Below are 16,241 nucleotides of genomic sequence, written 5' to 3'. Positions count from 1 at the left end.
AATAATGAAAAAAATAAAGACCTTTTTAACAATTATCATGTTGGCAACTGTTTCTTTTGGTAGCACAGCGACCCTAGAAATTGTCATCACCGAAGGTGTTAACAACGCTCGGCCGATAGGCATAGTGCCTTTTCATGTGTCTCCAGGTAGTTTGCCACCAAGTAGCTTGGATGCTGTAGTCGCGGCAGATTTAACCCGCAGCGGCAAGTTTTATGCGTTACGCGAAGAACAACTGCCACAACACCCTAAAAACGACAATGAAGTTGACTACAGTGGTTGGGCAAATGCGGGAGCAGAAGCAATACTAATTGGTCATTTGCAACAACAAAGTGCAGATGAGTTTAAGGTGACTTTGCAATTGATTGACGTGATCCGTGGGCAAATTACCGGTGGCCAAACTCAAGTCATGAATGACGGACGCTTAGTCAGTAATCGAGATCATATCCTGGATGAGTGGAGTGTCGTTATCCGCAGCGATGAGTTTCGCAAATACGCACACCGAATAAGTGACATTGTTTACGAAAAATTGACCGGTGAAAAAGGAGCGTTTCTAACCCAAATCGCCTATGTCATTGTGCGTGATTCTGATCCCGACGGAAAGCCTTTCCATTTAGTAGTGGCAGATTATGACGGTGAAAACGAGTCAATATTATTGCGCTCTAACGAACCTTTAATGTCTCCCTCTTGGTCTCCTGATGGACGAAAATTGGCGTATGTGTCTTTTGAAAATAAGCGTTCGCAAATATTTATCCAAGATATCTACACCTCTAGCCGGACCTTGATCACCGATTTCTCTGGCATAAACAGTGCACCAGCGTTTTCACCGGACGGCAAACAATTGGCCATGGTGTTATCAAAAGATGGCAACCCCGAGGTGTATGTGATGGAGTTGGCCAGCAAACGGTTACGTCAAATTACCCGAAATCGAGCGATTGATACCGAACCGAGTTGGTCACCAGACGGTAAACATTTGATTTTTAGTTCAGAACGGGGTGGTAAACCTCAGATTTATCGAGTAAATTTAGCATCAGGCAAGACTCGACGCATTACGTTTGAGGGGGAAATGAATCTGGGGGGAACTTACACGCCAGACGGAAACCAAATGGTAATGGTGAATCGGACTCGCGGAAACTATCATATTGCAAAACAGGGTGTAGACTCAGGTGATATGTTAGTGTTAACCAAGACGTTTCTTGATGAATCGCCGAGTATTGCGCCAAATGGCAGTATGATTATTTACAGTACCTTGCATGACGGAAAGCAGGTATTATCATTAGTGTCACTTGATGGAAGGTTTAAGGCAAGATTGCCGGTGTCAGACGGGCAGGTTAAGTCACCTAGCTGGTCACCATTTTTGTAGTACAACGATAATAATTAATAAAGATATCGAAAAAGATAAGGATTAATGAAAATGCAACTTAAAAAAGTATTCAAAGGTATATTGATCGCAGTGCCAGTGGTGACCATGATGGCATGTTCATCAACTCCTGAGGGTCCAAGCGAAGAGCAACTTAAGCAGCAAGCAGAAATGCAAGCTCAAAAAGATATGGAAGCTAAGCGTGCGGCTGAAGCACAAGCGCTAACTCAAGCACGTGAACAAGAAGAAATGAGAAAGCGCGAAATGCGTAATCAAATGGAAAGCTTGGTTCAAGATTCAGTGGTTTATTTCGATTTCGATACCTCTAATCTTAGCTCGTCAGCGTCCAGCACTTTACGCGCACATGCTAACTTCTTAGCTAGCAACCCAGGTCAATCTATTGTGATCGAAGGGCACTGTGACCGTCGTGGCACGCCAGAGTACAACATTGCTTTGGGTGAGCGTCGTGCTAAGTCAGTTGAAACATATCTTCTAAACGCTGGTGTAAGCTCATCGCAAATCAGTATCGTGTCTTACGGTGAAGAAAAGCCTGTAGCAACTGGTACAACTGAGTCTGCATTTGCTCAAAATCGCCGTGGCGTTTTAGTTTATCAATAAGATTGAGTATCCATGATTAATCACAAGTTAGCGATTAGTCTAATGCTAGTGTTCGGAGCCGCAGCAAATGCGGCTCCTGCGCCTGTGACAGACGTAAATGACAGCTCATTAGAAAGACGATTAGAAACTATCGAACGCGTGCTTGAGTCTCGTACAGACATGCAGCATCGACTCCAGCAACAATTGGATGAAATGCAAAGTGATGTGCAAGAAATGCGCGGTACCTTAGAGCTGCATAATCATCAACTGGAAAAAGTACTCGAGCGACAGCGTGAATTGTATTTAGAAATTGATCGCAGAATTGAATCGGTCAGTTCGCCAACGACAACCACACCTACAGCGGTCGCTGGTAACGCGAATTCAGCACAACAACCTGCCACCGGAGCGATTGTTGCAACACAGACTGCAGATTTGAGCGAAAGCGATGCGTACGATAAAGCGGTTAATCTGATTTTAAGGGACAAGCAATACGATTTAGCTATTCCTCAATTTCAGTCGTTCCTTAAAACGTATCCAAACTCTAGCTATGCACCTAATGCACATTATTGGTTAGGCCAACTGTTGTTCAACAAGCAAGAATGGGTGAGTGCAGGGGAGCAGTTTGAAACGTTGGTGAAACGTTATCCAGACTCATCTAAACGTGCCGATGCATTGTTTAAATTAGGTGTAGTTGAGCAAAGACGAGACAATTTGGCCAAGGCCAAACAACTTTTCCAACAAGTTATGACGGAATACCCCGATTCTTCATCCAGCAGACTGGCAGATGCTAGACTCAAGGCAATGAATTAATTGGTCCTTTATTGAACATTAAGGTTAATCATTAGTTAATCAATGTTTAACCTTGTTTAGTTTTTCCGCAAAAACGCAATTAGTTTGAAATAAACTCCACTTTTAGGTTGCGCAACAAAGATATTTGGGTATTATATGCCGCCGTTGCAGCAGGACTGTAACGGAATTGAAAAGGGTCGTTAGCTCAGTTGGTAGAGCAGTTGACTTTTAATCAATTGGTCGCTGGTTCGAATCCAGCACGACCCACCATTTTCAATTAACTAAGTAAGCTTCTGGCTGAAAAGTGACAGGACATGATGTCCAAAATGCTATTTTAAAAGAATAGGCCAGCACAACATTGCTGGGAGTAATAAAGCTTCAATTAGATGGGTCGTTAGCTCAGTTGGTAGAGCAGTTGACTTTTAATCAATTGGTCGCTGGTTCGAATCCAGCACGACCCACCATCTTCTTAAATACTTTCGAAACCAATCCAAACTTCAATACTTTAAATACACTATGATCTTGTCGTGGAAATAAACTACCTCAACCTGTTCATGAGATCCCCACTAACAACATGTGGGGATGACGAAGAAGATAATGGGGATGACGAAGAATACGTGTCATCCCCGCAACGCTCATCAAATAGTCGTCATCCCCGCAGCGCTCTTGGGCGGGGACCTTCTGAACTCCTGTTTGTAGTTAACTACGTCAACCTGTTCATGAGATCCCCACTAACAACATGTGGGGATGACGAAGAAGATAGTGGGGATGACGAAGAATACTTGTCATCCCCGCAGTGCTCTTGGGCGGGGACCTTCTGAACTCCTGTATGTAGTTAACTACGTCAACCTGTTCATGAGATCCCCACTAACAACATGTGGGGATGACGCAGAATACGTGTCATCCCGCATGCTCATCAAATAGTCGTCATCCCCGCAGTGCTCTTGAGCGGGGACCTTCTGAACTCCTGTATGTAGTTAACTACGTCAACCTGTTCATGAGATCCCCACTAACAACATGTGGGGATGACGCAGAAGATAATGGGGATGACGAAGAATACTTGTCATCCCCGCAGTGCTCTTGGGCGGGGACCTTCTGAACTCCTGTATGAAGTTAACTACGTCAACCTGTTCATGAGATCCCCACTAACAACATGTGGGGAAGACGCAGAAGATAGTAGGATGACGCAGAGGGCAGGTGCCATCCCCGCAGCGCTATAAGCGCGATTTGAGATCGTCTTTATAGCGTCTTGAAATCGTTAATTCTTGACCCGAAAGTAATGTCACTATGCCGTCTCCACTCGGCTGATACTGGATATTATCAATAAAGGCTAAATTAACGCCGTAGCTGCGATGTAAGCGACTAAATCCTGATGGTGCTAATCTGTCAATGGTGTCGCTAAGCGTGCCTCTGAGGGGATAGATACGGCCAGCTTTGTGCAAATTGACATAGTTGCCTGCACTTTCTAACCATTCAATGTCGGATACTTTAACTAAGAATTCTTTATCCAGTTTTTTGACGAGCAAAAAGTCAGGGGCAGGGGATTTGCCGTCATCCCTGTTGGTCGTTTGTGTTTGCCTATCTGCTTCGTCCAAATTACCTTGCTGACCTACTAAACTGGCTTCTCCTTTGAGACGCTTGTATAGCGCCGTTGCAACGTGATAGACGAATAGCCAGAAAACATAGCCCCAAGCGTCCTTTCGATATTCGTACCAAATCTCTCTAAGCCAAGGTGAAAACTGATAATCTTCCCCCATAAACCAATAAACCCCTTCACGCATGGCGACCATTAACCCTACATGGGCCAAGCTAAATAGAATAGATGCCAAAAGGTGCACGGCAATTTGCTTGGGCAGTTGGTTAAAGGTCAATGGCATTTTGCGAAACAGCAGGAAAAACAGCGGAAGGATCAACAGTATCGCCAGTGCGCTGGAGTACTCCCATACATAGGGCTCCCAAAGTTGTATATTGGGATGGCCGTCTCGATTCTCCTCCATCCACACACTAGAGGCATTGATGCTGTTATTGATAAATAAATACAGCGCTATTAACGCATATGTATAGAATCCTCGGTGCTGATCAAAACGATCGAACACATTTATAATCTTTTTATCCCCAGAATCCACCTGTTATCCCTAATTATGGCCTTTTACCTATCAAGCACTTTAAACGTGCCGTGTGAGAGGTAAATCTATCACAAGCTAAATGGATATACAGAGGTAAAATTAACATGTTAGAAATTCAAGATTCGCGACGATACGATGTGGATTGGTTACGCACTTTAGCTTTTTTATTACTCATCCTGTACCACATTGGTATGTATTACGTGCAGGATTGGGGGTGGCACATTAAAAGTGAGCATACCTTTGCTTGGTTGCAAGAACTCATGATCTTAACCAACAGGTGGCGGATGTCACTGTTGTTTTTTATCAGTGCGATGGCGTTGTCTTTGGTGGTCAAGCGTTATTCAAACATGACCTTATTAAAGCTTAGAACCAACCGATTATTGGTTCCGTTAATATTTGGCATGTTTGTCATCGTATTTCCACAGGTCTATGTGGAAGCCATCAGTCAAAACCTAATCACACCGGGCGTTTTGTCATTTTGGTTGGAATATATCAATCCCAATACATCACTATTGCGTGATCATCATTCTCCTATCGGATTATTGACCTGGAATCACTTATGGTTTTTACCTTATTTGTGGGTTTACAGCGTGATTGTCATTTTGAGTCATCAAGTGCTGGATCGATTTATCGCTTCAATCGGGCCGCGAATTCCCTTTGCCGTGATGTTTGGGTTACTTTGTTTGGCACTGATTGGTTGTTGGTATTGGTTAGCCCAAAGCTATCCTGTGACACATGCCCTTGTGGATGATTGGTATAATCACAGCAAATATTTCTTGGTGTTCATTACCGGGTATACGTTCGCGCGAGTCGACACTTGGTGGCAATACGTTATCGCCAAGCGCAGTTGGTTGTTAGGCATTGCGCTGCTTGGATATAGCTTCATTGTGGCCGACAGAAATGGCGGTTTTCCTTGGCTAGCCGCTCAATATGAGGACTCTTTTGCGGTACAAATGCTATATGGCATTTTCTTTACCGCAAATCATTGGGCATGGATATTCGCGCTTATCGGATTTGCTGGAGCTTACTTAACTAAACCCACGCCATTTTTGCTATACGCTAACAAAGCGATACTGCCTTGGTATATGTTTCACCAAACGGTGATCATCGTCGTTGCGTGGAATTTAAAAGAATTTGCTCTGCCAGCCGCGATAGAATTTCCCCTGATTCTTGGCTCAACGGTGTTAACTTGCCTAATCGGCTACGAAATAGTGCGAAGAACCCCGCTAACACGATGGTTATTTGGTTTAAAACAGCAAAATAAGCGAGGTTTTTAGCTTGCTCGTTTTTAAACTTCGATTGGCTAGGGTATAATACTCGGACGTTTAAATCCTGTTTACAAGAGATGTAGCATGACGCAGGTGAATCGCATTGATTCGATTGATTATCCGTTCCCCGCAAAACCCGCGGTTTTGTCGACGGCAAAGCAGACGTTTTATACCCAAGAGATAAAACGTTTGTTGGTTGAGCGTAACGCTGCATTGGTGGCGCATTACTACACCGATCCCGAGATCCAAGCATTGACCGAAGAAACGGGCGGTTTTATTTCCGACTCCCTTGAAATGGCACGCTACGGACGAGATTGTGACGCGCAAACGCTGATTGTTGCTGGCGTTAAGTTCATGGGCGAAACCGCCAAAATACTCAGTCCTGAAAAAACCGTATTGATGCCTACCTTAGAAGCGACTTGCTCACTAGATTTAGGCTGTCCAATTGATCAGTTCAGTGCGTTTTGCGATGAGCATCCGGATCACACTGTCGTGGTCTATGCCAATACATCAGCTGCCGTTAAAGCCAGAGCTGATTGGGTAGTGACATCCAGTATTGCTTTGGAAATTGTCGATCATCTTGATGCTCAAGGTAAGAAAATTATTTGGGGACCGGATCGTCATTTAGGTGCGTATATTGCCAAGCAAACCGGCGCCGATATGCTGATGTGGCAAGGTGAATGTATTGTTCATGACGAATTTTCTGCCAAAGCACTACGTGACATGAAGCATCTGCACCCTGATGCGGCGGTGCTAGTGCATCCTGAGTCACCAGCAAGTGTGGTTGAGATGGCCGATGCCGTTGGCTCAACTTCGCAGTTAATAAAAGCGTCGCAGGACTTACCGAATGAGAAGTTCATCGTGGCGACCGACAGAGGCATTTTCTATAAAATGCAGCAACTGGCGCCAAACAAGACGTTTCTTGAAGCGCCAACCGGCGGTAACGGCGCAACCTGTAAAAGTTGTGCTCATTGTCCTTGGATGGCAATGAACGGCTTAAAAGCGATTTACGATGCGTTAAATGATGGTTCTGGCCATGAGATCCATGTTGCTGATGATTTACGTGAAAAAGCACTGATCCCCCTAAATCGAATGCTGGATTTTTCAGCACAGTTAAAAGCGCAAGCCAACGCTAATAGCTAAAACAAAGATTATTATAGGATTATGGCTTTTTCGGCTTGATTCGTATCGGGGAATTACCTACTATACGCCGCGCTCGCCAAGCATGTATTTTTTAGCGAAGGGCGAAAGACAAAGTTAGTAGAAAGTTTCGGAGAGGTGGCTGAGTGGCTGAAGGCGCACGCCTGGAAAGTGTGTTTAGGGTTAAACCTAACGAGGGTTCGAATCCCTCTCTCTCCGCCAAATAAGAAAAACCCGCACAAGTAGCGGGTTTTTTGCATATAGCATTCGAAGAAAAATAGAGAGAGGGTGAGAAGCCTCGCGGTTCGACTAATTGTCTGGAACAATTTGTACCGCCGCAGGCGCCCGAAGGGTCAGGTACATGGATGTACCTGAGGACATCCCTCTCTCTCCGCCAAATAAGAAAAACCCGCACAAGTAGCGGGTTTTTTGCATTTAGCATTCGAAGAAAAATAGAGAGAGGGTGAGAAGCCTCGCGGTTCGACTAATTGTCTGGAACAATTTGTACCGCCGCAGGCGCCCGAAGGGTCAGGTACATGGATGTACCTGAGGACATCCCTCTCTCTCCGCCAAATAAGAAAAACCCGCACAAGTTGCGGTTTTTTTGCATTTAGCATTCGAAGAAAAATAGAGAGAGGGTGAGAAGCCTCGCGGTTCGACAAATTGTCTGGAACAATTTGTACCGCCGTAGGCGCCCGAAGGGTCAGGTGCATGGATGTACCTGAGGACATCCCTCTCTTTCCCCCAAATTAAGGTTCAATAAGGACCAATTAAGCCGGGCCAAAGCACTGCTTTAGCGGGTTTCTTAATTCCAGTCGAGTTTATGTAATATTCTATTACCGGTGTAATGCTAACCCCCCTTATTTTTTGCTCTCATGGTCTTTAGTAATTGTCTGTTCTATAACTCTGAACGTGACGATATTAGGCCTCGTTGAATAAGTTAGTTTTGTGGTTTATTCTTCTAAAGCGTGAGGAGCTGAGTTTCAACTAAATGCATCTGAGCACCTACATTGCTATATCGCGCAATAGGAATTAGAAAAATACTTAAATGAAGTAGTAGTAAAAAATGGACATACTTGTAGTAACAACTTCGTACCCTCTAAGAAAAGGTTCAGTTAGCGGGGTTTTTGTAAAGAAGCTGGCGGTACAGCTCAGTAAATTTGCTCGCATTACAGTAGTAACTCCAGCAGATGACAACACTGTTGTTGATAGCAATATAAAAGTAGCTAGATACGCGCCTCTGCGCATGCAAAAGCTAGCGCATGGTCCCGGAGGAATACCAGTAGCTTTAAAAAGCAGCTTTTTTGCATGGACATTATTGTTGCCCCTTATTTTTAGCATGCTTTTCCAATGTATAATCCATTGTCGAAATAAAGATGCTGTACTCGCAAACTGGTCAGTCAACGGTCTTCTCGCTGGCTTAGCGGCTAGATTATTCGGTGTGCCAGTAATAACGGTGTTACGAGGAAGCGATGTTCATCCTAATCAATCCAAGGGTGAAAAAAGTTTGATACTGCATATGGCGATTAAATTGAGTTCTAAAGTCGTCTGCGTAAGTGAGCGTTTTTATCAGTTGTTATCAGCTAATTACCCTAAGTACCAGCATAAGTTTGTAGTAATTTCTAATGGAGTAGATGGTGAATATCTCGATCTTAACTCTGCGCGTTCTATTGATTCCTCGATACCCGTATTAACTACAGTAGGAAATTTGAATCCGAAAAAAGGTGTGCAAGATATCTTAGAGGCCTGTTCGATTCTTCACCAACGTCGTGTACCTTTTGCTTTCAATATTATTGGAGATGGGCCCGACAAGAATAGATTGAAAGAACAAGCTGAAAGGCTGGGAATAGCCGAAAGTGTGAATTTTATAGGCTCAGTTCCTAACGAGCAAATTGCAACCTATTTAGAAAGTTCGACTATTTTTGTTTTTGCCAGTTACTCAGAGGGGAGGGCGAATGTTTTATTAGAAGCAATGGCTTCAGGCTTACCCATTGTTGCCAGCCACATTGATGCCAATCGGGAGTTAATCACTGATACTGAAAACGGTGTTCTGTTCGAAACCGGAAATCCAATTGATTTGGCCGAAAAATTAACAGAATTAATAAACGACAATTTAGTAAGAAAGCGTTTAGCCGGTTCAGCACGAAAATTTATTATAATTAATGGATTGAGTTGGGAGTCTACCGGTGAAAAGTATCAAAAGTTGCTGATTTCTTGTATCGAGAATGCAAAATGTGTGGCGTAAGCTTTATATGGAATAAGCGTGCTGAAAAGCAAGTTTTGCAATCAAAAATTAAGACTTCACTCGAAAAACTGGCTCACAGAGGCCCTGACTCAAGCTGCTTTGCACCATTAGCGAATGGATTTATCGGGCATACACGACTATCGATTATTGATTTAGACGCAAGCCAACAGCCAATGTTAAGTCCTTGTGGGCGCTATTCTTTGGCGTTTAATGGTGAAATTTATAATTATAAGGAACAACGAGAAAAGCTTCAAAACTTGTGGTCGTTCAAAACAAACGGCGATACAGAGGTCTTGCTCGCTGGGCTCGTGTTATTTGGTGTGAAATACCTTGAGCAGCTTGAAGGGATGTGGGGCTTTGTTTTTTGGGATGAACAAGACGGCGTTCTATTTCTAGGTCGCGATAGAATGGGAAAAAAACCCCTATATTATCAAGATACTATTGATACTTTCTCATGTTGCTCAGAATTACCAGCGTTATCCGTTTTGTCTGACGATAAATGGACGGAAGATTTATCCAGTACCGCAGATTATTTTCGGTACGGTTTCTACTTACCTGGTTTTACTGCTTATGAACAGGTAAAAGAAGTAAAGCCCGGCCATATATTACGTTGGACCCCAGGAGTCAAAGCCGCAGAAGAACCGTATTGGCGGCTTAAAGTTAGTAAATACCAAGGAACTAAGAGCAATGCGGTTGAAGACTTGAGAAATGCATTGGATTATTCTGTAAAACGTCGACTAGTTAGTGACGTAGATGTTGGTAGTTTCCTCTCGGGTGGGGTGGACTCTTCAATAATTACCGCATTAGGTTCTAGACATCATATAGAAGGTTTCAAGACTTTCACGGTAGGGTTTGATTCTAAAAGCTATGATGAGCGTAAATATGCACGTCAAGTATCAGAGCATCTAAAAACTGATCTTTACGAATATGTTTTAGAAAGCTTTTCACGGGAAGACATTGAAAAGCTACTTGGTGTTCATATTGGTCAACCTTTTTTCGATTCTTCTATTTTACCTACCTCAAAAGTAGCTGAGCTTGCCTCTCAGCATGTAAAGGTTGCGCTCTCCGGTGATGGTGGAGATGAATTATTTTGTGGTTATCAGCGTTATAAAGCGAGAGCACTCATCAATCACTATAAAAAATTACCTAAACTATTGCAGCAGCAAGTCGCGAGGATGATTCGATTGATGCCAGAACCTTCGGCACACCATAGTGGCAGTTTGTTAAAAAAAGCGCATATGTTTCTTGATGTTGTTGATCGCCAAGGATCCGAAACCCCCTTTGTGAGTGCACGTTTTTTTACCGAGCATCAGTTCAATGATTTGTTACCGGGGCTATCTTCAATTGGTCATCATGATGACCGATTAATTGAGGATGCCAAACCAAACGAAGTTGTTGCAATGATGTTCAATGATGCTCATATTTACTTACCTCAAGATATTCATACCAAAGTAGATCGGGCATCTATGAGTCACTCCCTAGAAACAAGAGCGCCTTTCATGGATCAAAAAGTTGTTGAGTTAGCCTTTTCTTTTCCGTTGGAGTGGCAGCTTTCATGGAAAACGAATAAACCAATTCTGTATGAAGCGTTCCGAGATCTGTTACCTGAAAACATTTGGAAACGGCGTAAACAAGGTTTTGCCGTGCCCATCGGTGAATGGTTTCGTGGCGATATGGGGTTACAGTTTATTGAGCTGCTTGAAGGGAGCGAATCTCAATTCATAAATATTGATGCGCTCAAAGCCCTTTATCATCAACATTTGTCTGGAGTGAAAGATAACGGGCACCGACTCTGGTTGTTTTATGTTTATTTATTGTGGCGAAAAACTTGCCCTTGGTTGGCTTGAACGAATACTTTGGATTGACTATAGACCGTTTTCCATTAACGGGAGGCAAAAACCTAAGCGATAGATTATCCGTTTTTATATTGAGTAATGAACAAAGGTCCTAATGTAAAGTGAAAATAAAGTGAAGAAAAAAAGTACCATGGGTGTGTTATGGAGCTCAGGCTCCCTAATATTTTCACAAGTTATAAATATTCTTTTGTTTTTTTATTTAGCAAGAATATTGGACGTGAATACTTTTGGTAAATTAGCCATCGCACTCTTTCTACTTGATATCTTTTTTGTATTTAGTACGGTAGGTTTTAATGCTTATTTATTGAAAACAAAAGAGTTTACAAGCGCCAAAGCAAACTCAAGTTTTACTGCATCATTTATCTTAGTTTGTATTTTTATAGCACTAATTGTTGCAAGTAATTATGTTTTTAGCCATGAATATCAAGGAACTCAAACTCACTATTTATTGGCACTTTGTCCTATTTTAATCATTAATTCCTTCAGTATCGTTGCCGATTCGAAAATACAACGTGAGTTTAATTATCATATTATTGCCAAAATCACGGTCGCGAGCTCTTTTATATCGGGTATATCAGCTGTGATGTTTGCAGTCTATGGCTTTGAAGAATGGTCTATTATTTTTGGTCGTTTAATTCATTCTTTTTTACTGTCTACATTGTTAGTGATAAATGCTCAGTTCCTTCCTCGTTTTCGAATAGATAAATATGAATTAAAGGAAATGTATACGTTTATCAAGCCTTTATTCTTATCCCAGTTTTTAACTTTTACTACTGATCGAGCTAACCAAATTATGGTTGCTTCTTTTCTAGGCGCTAATTTTTTTGCTCTACTATCTTTAGCTAAGCGGCCTTATATGGAAATTCAACACCTCACGTTGGGGCAGATTAATAAAGTTTTGGTTAACACGTTGTCTCGTTCACAAGATAATCACGCCACTGTTTGCTACCGATTAGCGTCATTGGTCGCTGTTTTTATTATTCCAATATTCCTTGGGCTATCTGCAATTTCAGACGTTTTCTTAGTGGGAATTCTGGGAAGTAAATGGCAGGAATCCGTTCTTTTGATGTCCTTATTTGGTTTTGAAGTATTGGCACTTGTTTTTGCTTGGTTTATGAATAGCTTTTTCATTGCAAATGGTCAACCTCAGTTGATTTATAAGGTTGTGAAAGTAGGATTTTTGATTAGAGTGTTGGCAAGTCTTATAGCTGTTCAATACGGTATTTTATACTTGGTTTTAACGAATATTGCCGTAAGTTTTATAATGATACCAATCCACTATTTTTACTTTGCTAGAGTTGTTAACGTTTCGTTCTTTATTTTATTTAAAAGTTTATATCCAGCAATAGTTGCTGGTTTAATCATGTTTGGAGTTGTGTCCTTCTACTTATCCTTTTTTACCCAATATTTAACTAATCCTTATTTATTATTAATATCAGCAATAATGGCTGGATCAGTTATTTATATAAGCACATTTTATTTCATGTTCCCTAAAAGCTTTAAAATGACTGTAAATGAAATTCGGACTCTTACTAAGGGGTAACCCATGAGCAAATACTTTATTCTTCCGAAGCTTTGTTGTAGGTCAAATAAGCCGCGTTTTAAAACGAAAAAATTGAGTCATATTGTAAGAATGTGAGCGACCATCGAACAATGTGAGGCAGGGGCGATTTAATATCTGCGCGACTCTAAGCGCTGCACATCCGCAACTGTAAAACTTACAAAAGGGTGAAATATTTTTAGGCACACGAGGTGCTTAGAGTACTCATATTTATACTCCCATACGCTCTCTTTAGAGAGTTTACTATGTTAACTATTATCTAACGCTTTCAACTGAAACACGCTGCGACTTTGAATTTAGTTAATCAGTGGCCCTTTATCTTTTCTAACTCGGCATGGTTGACCGTCTCTACCTTGGTTGCGTTTTGGGTCTTGAGCAGGTGACTAACTTTGCTTACTTCTTGCTCAGTACATTCGACACAAAGCAAGGCGCCATTTTTTTCTAATTCATCGATTATTTTTTGTTGCTCACTATCCGGCATGACCGTGCCCAATACTGCGCCAAGCATGCCTCCGCCGCCTGCACCAAAGGCGCCGCCGGTTAAGGCTGCAACTATGGGGCCTGATGCTAATAATCCTACACCACCCGTGGCAACAGAGCCTACTGCTGCAAGTCCTCCCACTATCAAGCCTAGCGCACCACCTGCTGCCGCACCGGTGCCAACTGCTTCGGGAAGTTTGGTGTTGGTGGTGATCTCAAAAGAGTCTTTATCAATGTTGTCTGCTGTGATCAAGCTCATCTGCTGGGCGTTTAACCCCATGCTTTCTAATTGGTGAATGCTAGCACTCACTTGTTTTGTATTATTAAAAAGTCCAATTACGGTCGTTTTCATCTCAGTATCTCCCATCTTGGGTTGATTGAAATTTAGTCTCAATTTTATCCAAGTAAAAGCAATGCACATGCCAATGCTATTTAGGTTTCAGAGATGGATATTTTTGGAAACATGTAAAACGGCCAATCATCCAAGGCTTGGCATAGAAGCTGCTTTAACCTTAAAACAAACGGTTAAATGGCAGCCGTGTTATTTACTGAACAACACGCAGACGGCTCCTATCGACACATCTCAAACGAGCGAATAAACAAACGGAAAAGATTATTTATGAAGTCAAACCCCAAGCCTGATATTGCAGTCACAGGCCCTAATACAGGCGGCACCACTGCTTGGCTATTTACCGCGTTAAGCGTGAAGTTAGCTGGCGGCAAAGCTGTGCGAGTTACGCCAGAAAAGTTTGACGGTAAGCTGGATTATGACGGCATCATCATTGGTGGTGGCTCCAATATTCATCCAGACAATTTTGAACAAGAAGACGCGCCTGAAGTAGAACGCTCTTTATTTTTACGCTTTAAAGAAAACCTATTTTATCCCATGGAGTTTTTTACTGGTTGGTCAAAGCCGGTTTACGATAAAGACCGTGACGAAATGGAAATGCAATTTATTGACTATGCACTAGTCAACAAAAAGCCCATTTTGGGCATTTGCCGAGGCCATCAACTGCTGAACGCCAGTTTAGGCGGCACCATGTATGAATCGACCTTACCTTTGCTAAAAAACAAGATGCGAATACGCAGTCCATTTGCTCGTAAAACCGTTATTTATACTCAAGATGATTCGTTGATCGCTGAAATAGCGGGGGACGATCCTATCGAAGTTAATGCTATTCATTCTCAAGCAGTTGGCAAGCCCGCCGACGATTTGGAAGTGACAGCCAAGGAAGAAGCAGGGATCACTCAGGTACTCGAGAAAAAAGGCAGTGATGTGGTGCTAGGAGTGCAATGGCACCCAGAATATCTATTTTATTTAACAGTGCACAGAAATATCTTTAAATGGTTAGTTAATAAGGCGGCGAAAACAGCATGAATTACAAAAAAATCGCAATAGTAGCAGTGGTCATTTGTGTCATAGCAGGTTTGTATTTTTTAACTCCGCTGCGAGATTATTTGTCCATCGATAAAATCACTGAAGTGACCAATGAGGTGCCTGAATCCTTTTCAACCGCGCTGATATTTTTAGCTGTGTTTACGGTTGGCGGCGCGTTACTTGTGCCGATTCCGTTAATCGCGTTTGCAGTGAGTTTAGTCTTTAATATCTGGGTCAGCTTGTTGATTGTCTTCCCTGGGTTCTTATTAGCAAGCCTTAGTGGTTATGGCGTAGGCAGACTGATCGACACCAGCTTTTTCGGTAAAAAAGTTGAAAACAATATTGATAAAATCAAGTCCAAGTTAGACGACAAAGGGGCCTGGGCTGTGATGGCCTTAAGGCTTGCACCCACGCCGCCATTTACGATTACCAGCATGATTTGTGGCACCATGAAGTTGAATATTGTCAAATACGCCATTGGCTCAGCGATAGGTATTGCGCCCTTAAGTCTCAGTGCGATGTTTTTTGGCAAAGGTGCGTTAGAGATGATTAAAGAGCCCTCCGGCATTGCCTTGTCATCCTTAGTTGCAGCCGTTATTTTGTATGCAGTGTATTTTGTGATCAAACGCCAGCAGGGTAATGATGAACAAACAGCTGAGGGCTAGAAGATGCGCTGATGAACATCAGTGGTTGTATACTTTTTTGTAACTTGAGCTCTGGATGAGCTGTGTCGGGTTGACCTATCTCCGAGATTAGTACCATTCTCTCGATGAGATTCTTCACACATCGACCGGTCCTTATTTTTATTAGAGCGGGGTATTAAGTGCAAATTAACGCAATAATGTCTTTTTCTACCAACATTTTCTAAAGCTATAATTAACGAGGTATTGGCACATAAATCAATCTGCGGTTATTTGGAGCCAAATCATTTCACTGTTATGTGAAATTACAGTTCAATTTGATAACTAAAATAGGCATCAAAAAATGAATATCACTCCATTATTTCTAACCTTAGTTTTATTATTCATGTGCGGGTATCTAAATGCGGAAGAAAAACCTTTGGTTATCTCTCATAAGGATGAAGCACTTAAATGGGGCCCATGTCCAGACTTCATACCTAAAGGCTGCGAAATTGCCGTCTTGCAAGGCAACCCTGCCGATAATAACCTGGATATCTACTTTAAGGTGATTGGTGACTTTGAAATACCTCATCACTTGCACACCTCTCAGGAGCGTATGGTACTAGTTTCAGGAACTCTTGATGTCAAATATGACAATCATGAAAAGGCAACAATAAATACAGGGGAGTATGCATATGGTCCAGCCAAATTGCCCCATTCAGCATATTGTCATAAAGGTGAGGCTTGTGTTTTGTATATCGGTTTTGTAGGGCCTCTTGATGCAATGCCTATTAAAAACACAAAAAATAAATAGCTCTCACATA

General features: G+C 42.2%; 13 protein-coding genes and 3 tRNA genes. 14 read left to right on the top strand and 2 right to left on the bottom strand.

The genetic code is table 11. The features are described 5' to 3' along the window. Nucleotides 1-4 precede the first annotated feature (4 nt). From tolB to ABD036_RS03130, 5 genes are all read left to right on the top strand, one after another. A complete protein-coding gene (tolB, locus tag ABD036_RS03150) occupies nucleotides 5-1,360 on the top strand; it encodes a Tol-Pal system beta propeller repeat protein TolB (protein WP_343856374.1) in 1,356 nt (451 codons plus the stop codon). A 51-nt stretch (nucleotides 1,361-1,411) separates the two neighbouring features. Then, entirely contained in the window at nucleotides 1,412-1,975 is a 564-nt protein-coding gene (pal, locus tag ABD036_RS03145; RefSeq protein ID WP_343856373.1) for a peptidoglycan-associated lipoprotein Pal, read from the top strand. A 12-nt stretch (nucleotides 1,976-1,987) separates the two neighbouring features. After that, complete coding sequence (gene ybgF, locus ABD036_RS03140; RefSeq protein ID WP_343856372.1) at nucleotides 1,988-2,764, top strand: tol-pal system protein YbgF; 777 nt, start codon at nucleotides 1,988-1,990, stop codon at nucleotides 2,762-2,764. Nucleotides 2,765-2,937: 173 nt separating this feature from the next. Further along, nucleotides 2,938-3,013, top strand: a tRNA-Lys gene (locus ABD036_RS03135). A gap of 118 nt (nucleotides 3,014-3,131) precedes the next feature. Further along, nucleotides 3,132-3,207 (top strand) — tRNA-Lys (locus ABD036_RS03130). 750 nt (nucleotides 3,208-3,957) lie between these two features. Here the strand turns inward: ABD036_RS03130 and ABD036_RS03125 are convergent. After that, on the bottom strand, nucleotides 3,958-4,869 hold the full coding sequence (locus ABD036_RS03125; RefSeq protein ID WP_343856371.1) for a LytR/AlgR family response regulator transcription factor: 912 nt from the start codon (nucleotides 4,867-4,869) through the stop codon (nucleotides 3,958-3,960). Nucleotides 4,870-4,973: 104 nt separating this feature from the next. Between ABD036_RS03125 and ABD036_RS03120 the strand changes: the two genes are divergently transcribed. The 6 genes from ABD036_RS03120 to ABD036_RS03095 all read left to right on the top strand — a co-directional run bounded on the left by ABD036_RS03120 (nucleotide 4,974) and on the right by ABD036_RS03095 (nucleotide 12,921). Beyond that, nucleotides 4,974-6,146 carry an acyltransferase family protein gene (locus tag ABD036_RS03120; protein WP_343856370.1) on the top strand — a complete coding sequence of 391 codons (1,173 nt, stop codon included), beginning with the start codon at nucleotides 4,974-4,976 and terminating at the stop codon, nucleotides 6,144-6,146. A 75-nt stretch (nucleotides 6,147-6,221) separates the two neighbouring features. Beyond that, on the top strand, nucleotides 6,222-7,280 hold the full coding sequence (gene nadA, locus ABD036_RS03115; RefSeq protein ID WP_343856367.1) for a quinolinate synthase NadA: 1,059 nt from the start codon (nucleotides 6,222-6,224) through the stop codon (nucleotides 7,278-7,280). Nucleotides 7,281-7,409: 129 nt separating this feature from the next. Then, nucleotides 7,410-7,499 (top strand) — tRNA-Ser (locus ABD036_RS03110). 844 nt (nucleotides 7,500-8,343) lie between these two features. Then, nucleotides 8,344-9,522 carry a glycosyltransferase gene (locus tag ABD036_RS03105; protein ID WP_343856365.1) on the top strand — a complete coding sequence of 393 codons (1,179 nt, stop codon included), beginning with the start codon at nucleotides 8,344-8,346 and terminating at the stop codon, nucleotides 9,520-9,522. Beyond that, complete coding sequence (gene asnB, locus ABD036_RS03100; protein WP_343856364.1) at nucleotides 9,510-11,369, top strand: asparagine synthase (glutamine-hydrolyzing); 1,860 nt, start codon at nucleotides 9,510-9,512, stop codon at nucleotides 11,367-11,369. Before ABD036_RS03105 ends, asnB begins: the two co-directional genes overlap by 13 nt. A gap of 121 nt (nucleotides 11,370-11,490) precedes the next feature. Then, the gene (locus ABD036_RS03095) at nucleotides 11,491-12,921 is read left to right on the top strand and encodes an oligosaccharide flippase family protein (protein WP_343856361.1); all 1,431 of its coding nucleotides are present in this window, start codon (nucleotides 11,491-11,493) and stop codon (nucleotides 12,919-12,921) included. Between the two features lie 322 nt (nucleotides 12,922-13,243). Here the strand turns inward: ABD036_RS03095 and ABD036_RS03090 are convergent, their stop codons facing one another. After that, entirely contained in the window at nucleotides 13,244-13,771 is a 528-nt protein-coding gene (locus ABD036_RS03090) for a general stress protein (RefSeq protein WP_343856359.1), read from the bottom strand. 267 nt (nucleotides 13,772-14,038) lie between these two features. Here ABD036_RS03090 and ABD036_RS03085 point away from each other — a divergent pair, with 267 nt between their 5' ends. The 3 genes from ABD036_RS03085 to ABD036_RS03075 all read left to right on the top strand — a co-directional run bounded on the left by ABD036_RS03085 (nucleotide 14,039) and on the right by ABD036_RS03075 (nucleotide 16,231). Beyond that, complete coding sequence (locus tag ABD036_RS03085; protein WP_343856357.1) at nucleotides 14,039-14,797, top strand: gamma-glutamyl-gamma-aminobutyrate hydrolase family protein; 759 nt, start codon at nucleotides 14,039-14,041, stop codon at nucleotides 14,795-14,797. Then, the gene (locus ABD036_RS03080; RefSeq protein WP_343856355.1) at nucleotides 14,794-15,462 is read left to right on the top strand and encodes a TVP38/TMEM64 family protein; all 669 of its coding nucleotides are present in this window, start codon (nucleotides 14,794-14,796) and stop codon (nucleotides 15,460-15,462) included. The genes ABD036_RS03085 and ABD036_RS03080 overlap by 4 nt, the downstream gene beginning before the upstream one ends. Before the next feature lie 319 nt (nucleotides 15,463-15,781). Next, entirely contained in the window at nucleotides 15,782-16,231 is a 450-nt protein-coding gene (locus tag ABD036_RS03075) for a cupin domain-containing protein (protein WP_343856353.1), read from the top strand. The last annotated feature ends 10 nt before the right edge of the window (nucleotides 16,232-16,241 follow it).

The organism is Aliiglaciecola litoralis, assembly GCF_039523355.1.
In the GTDB taxonomy this organism is placed as follows: Bacteria; Pseudomonadota; Gammaproteobacteria; order Enterobacterales; family Alteromonadaceae; genus Aliiglaciecola; species Aliiglaciecola litoralis.
The sequence above is the reverse complement of the archived record's forward strand: the minus strand, read 5'-3'. Positions and strand labels throughout refer to the sequence as shown.

Excerpts from the sequence above, each read along its gene's own strand:
- tolB (WP_343856374.1), top strand. The coding sequence starts at position 5 with ATGAAAAAAATAAAGACCTTTTTAACAATTATCATGTTGGCAACTGTT.
- pal (WP_343856373.1), top strand. The coding sequence starts at position 1,412 with ATGCAACTTAAAAAAGTATTCAAAGGTATATTGATCGCAGTGCCAGTG.
- ybgF (WP_343856372.1), top strand. The coding sequence starts at position 1,988 with ATGATTAATCACAAGTTAGCGATTAGTCTAATGCTAGTGTTCGGAGCC.
- ABD036_RS03120 (WP_343856370.1), top strand. The coding sequence starts at position 4,974 with ATGTTAGAAATTCAAGATTCGCGACGATACGATGTGGATTGGTTACGC.
- nadA (WP_343856367.1), top strand. The coding sequence starts at position 6,222 with ATGACGCAGGTGAATCGCATTGATTCGATTGATTATCCGTTCCCCGCA.
- ABD036_RS03105 (WP_343856365.1), top strand. The coding sequence starts at position 8,344 with ATGGACATACTTGTAGTAACAACTTCGTACCCTCTAAGAAAAGGTTCA.
- asnB (WP_343856364.1), top strand. The coding sequence starts at position 9,510 with ATGTGTGGCGTAAGCTTTATATGGAATAAGCGTGCTGAAAAGCAAGTT.
- ABD036_RS03090 (WP_343856359.1), bottom strand. The coding sequence starts at position 13,771 with ATGAAAACGACCGTAATTGGACTTTTTAATAATACAAAACAAGTGAGT.
- ABD036_RS03085 (WP_343856357.1), top strand. The coding sequence starts at position 14,039 with ATGAAGTCAAACCCCAAGCCTGATATTGCAGTCACAGGCCCTAATACA.
- ABD036_RS03080 (WP_343856355.1), top strand. The coding sequence starts at position 14,794 with ATGAATTACAAAAAAATCGCAATAGTAGCAGTGGTCATTTGTGTCATA.
- ABD036_RS03075 (WP_343856353.1), top strand. The coding sequence starts at position 15,782 with ATGAATATCACTCCATTATTTCTAACCTTAGTTTTATTATTCATGTGC.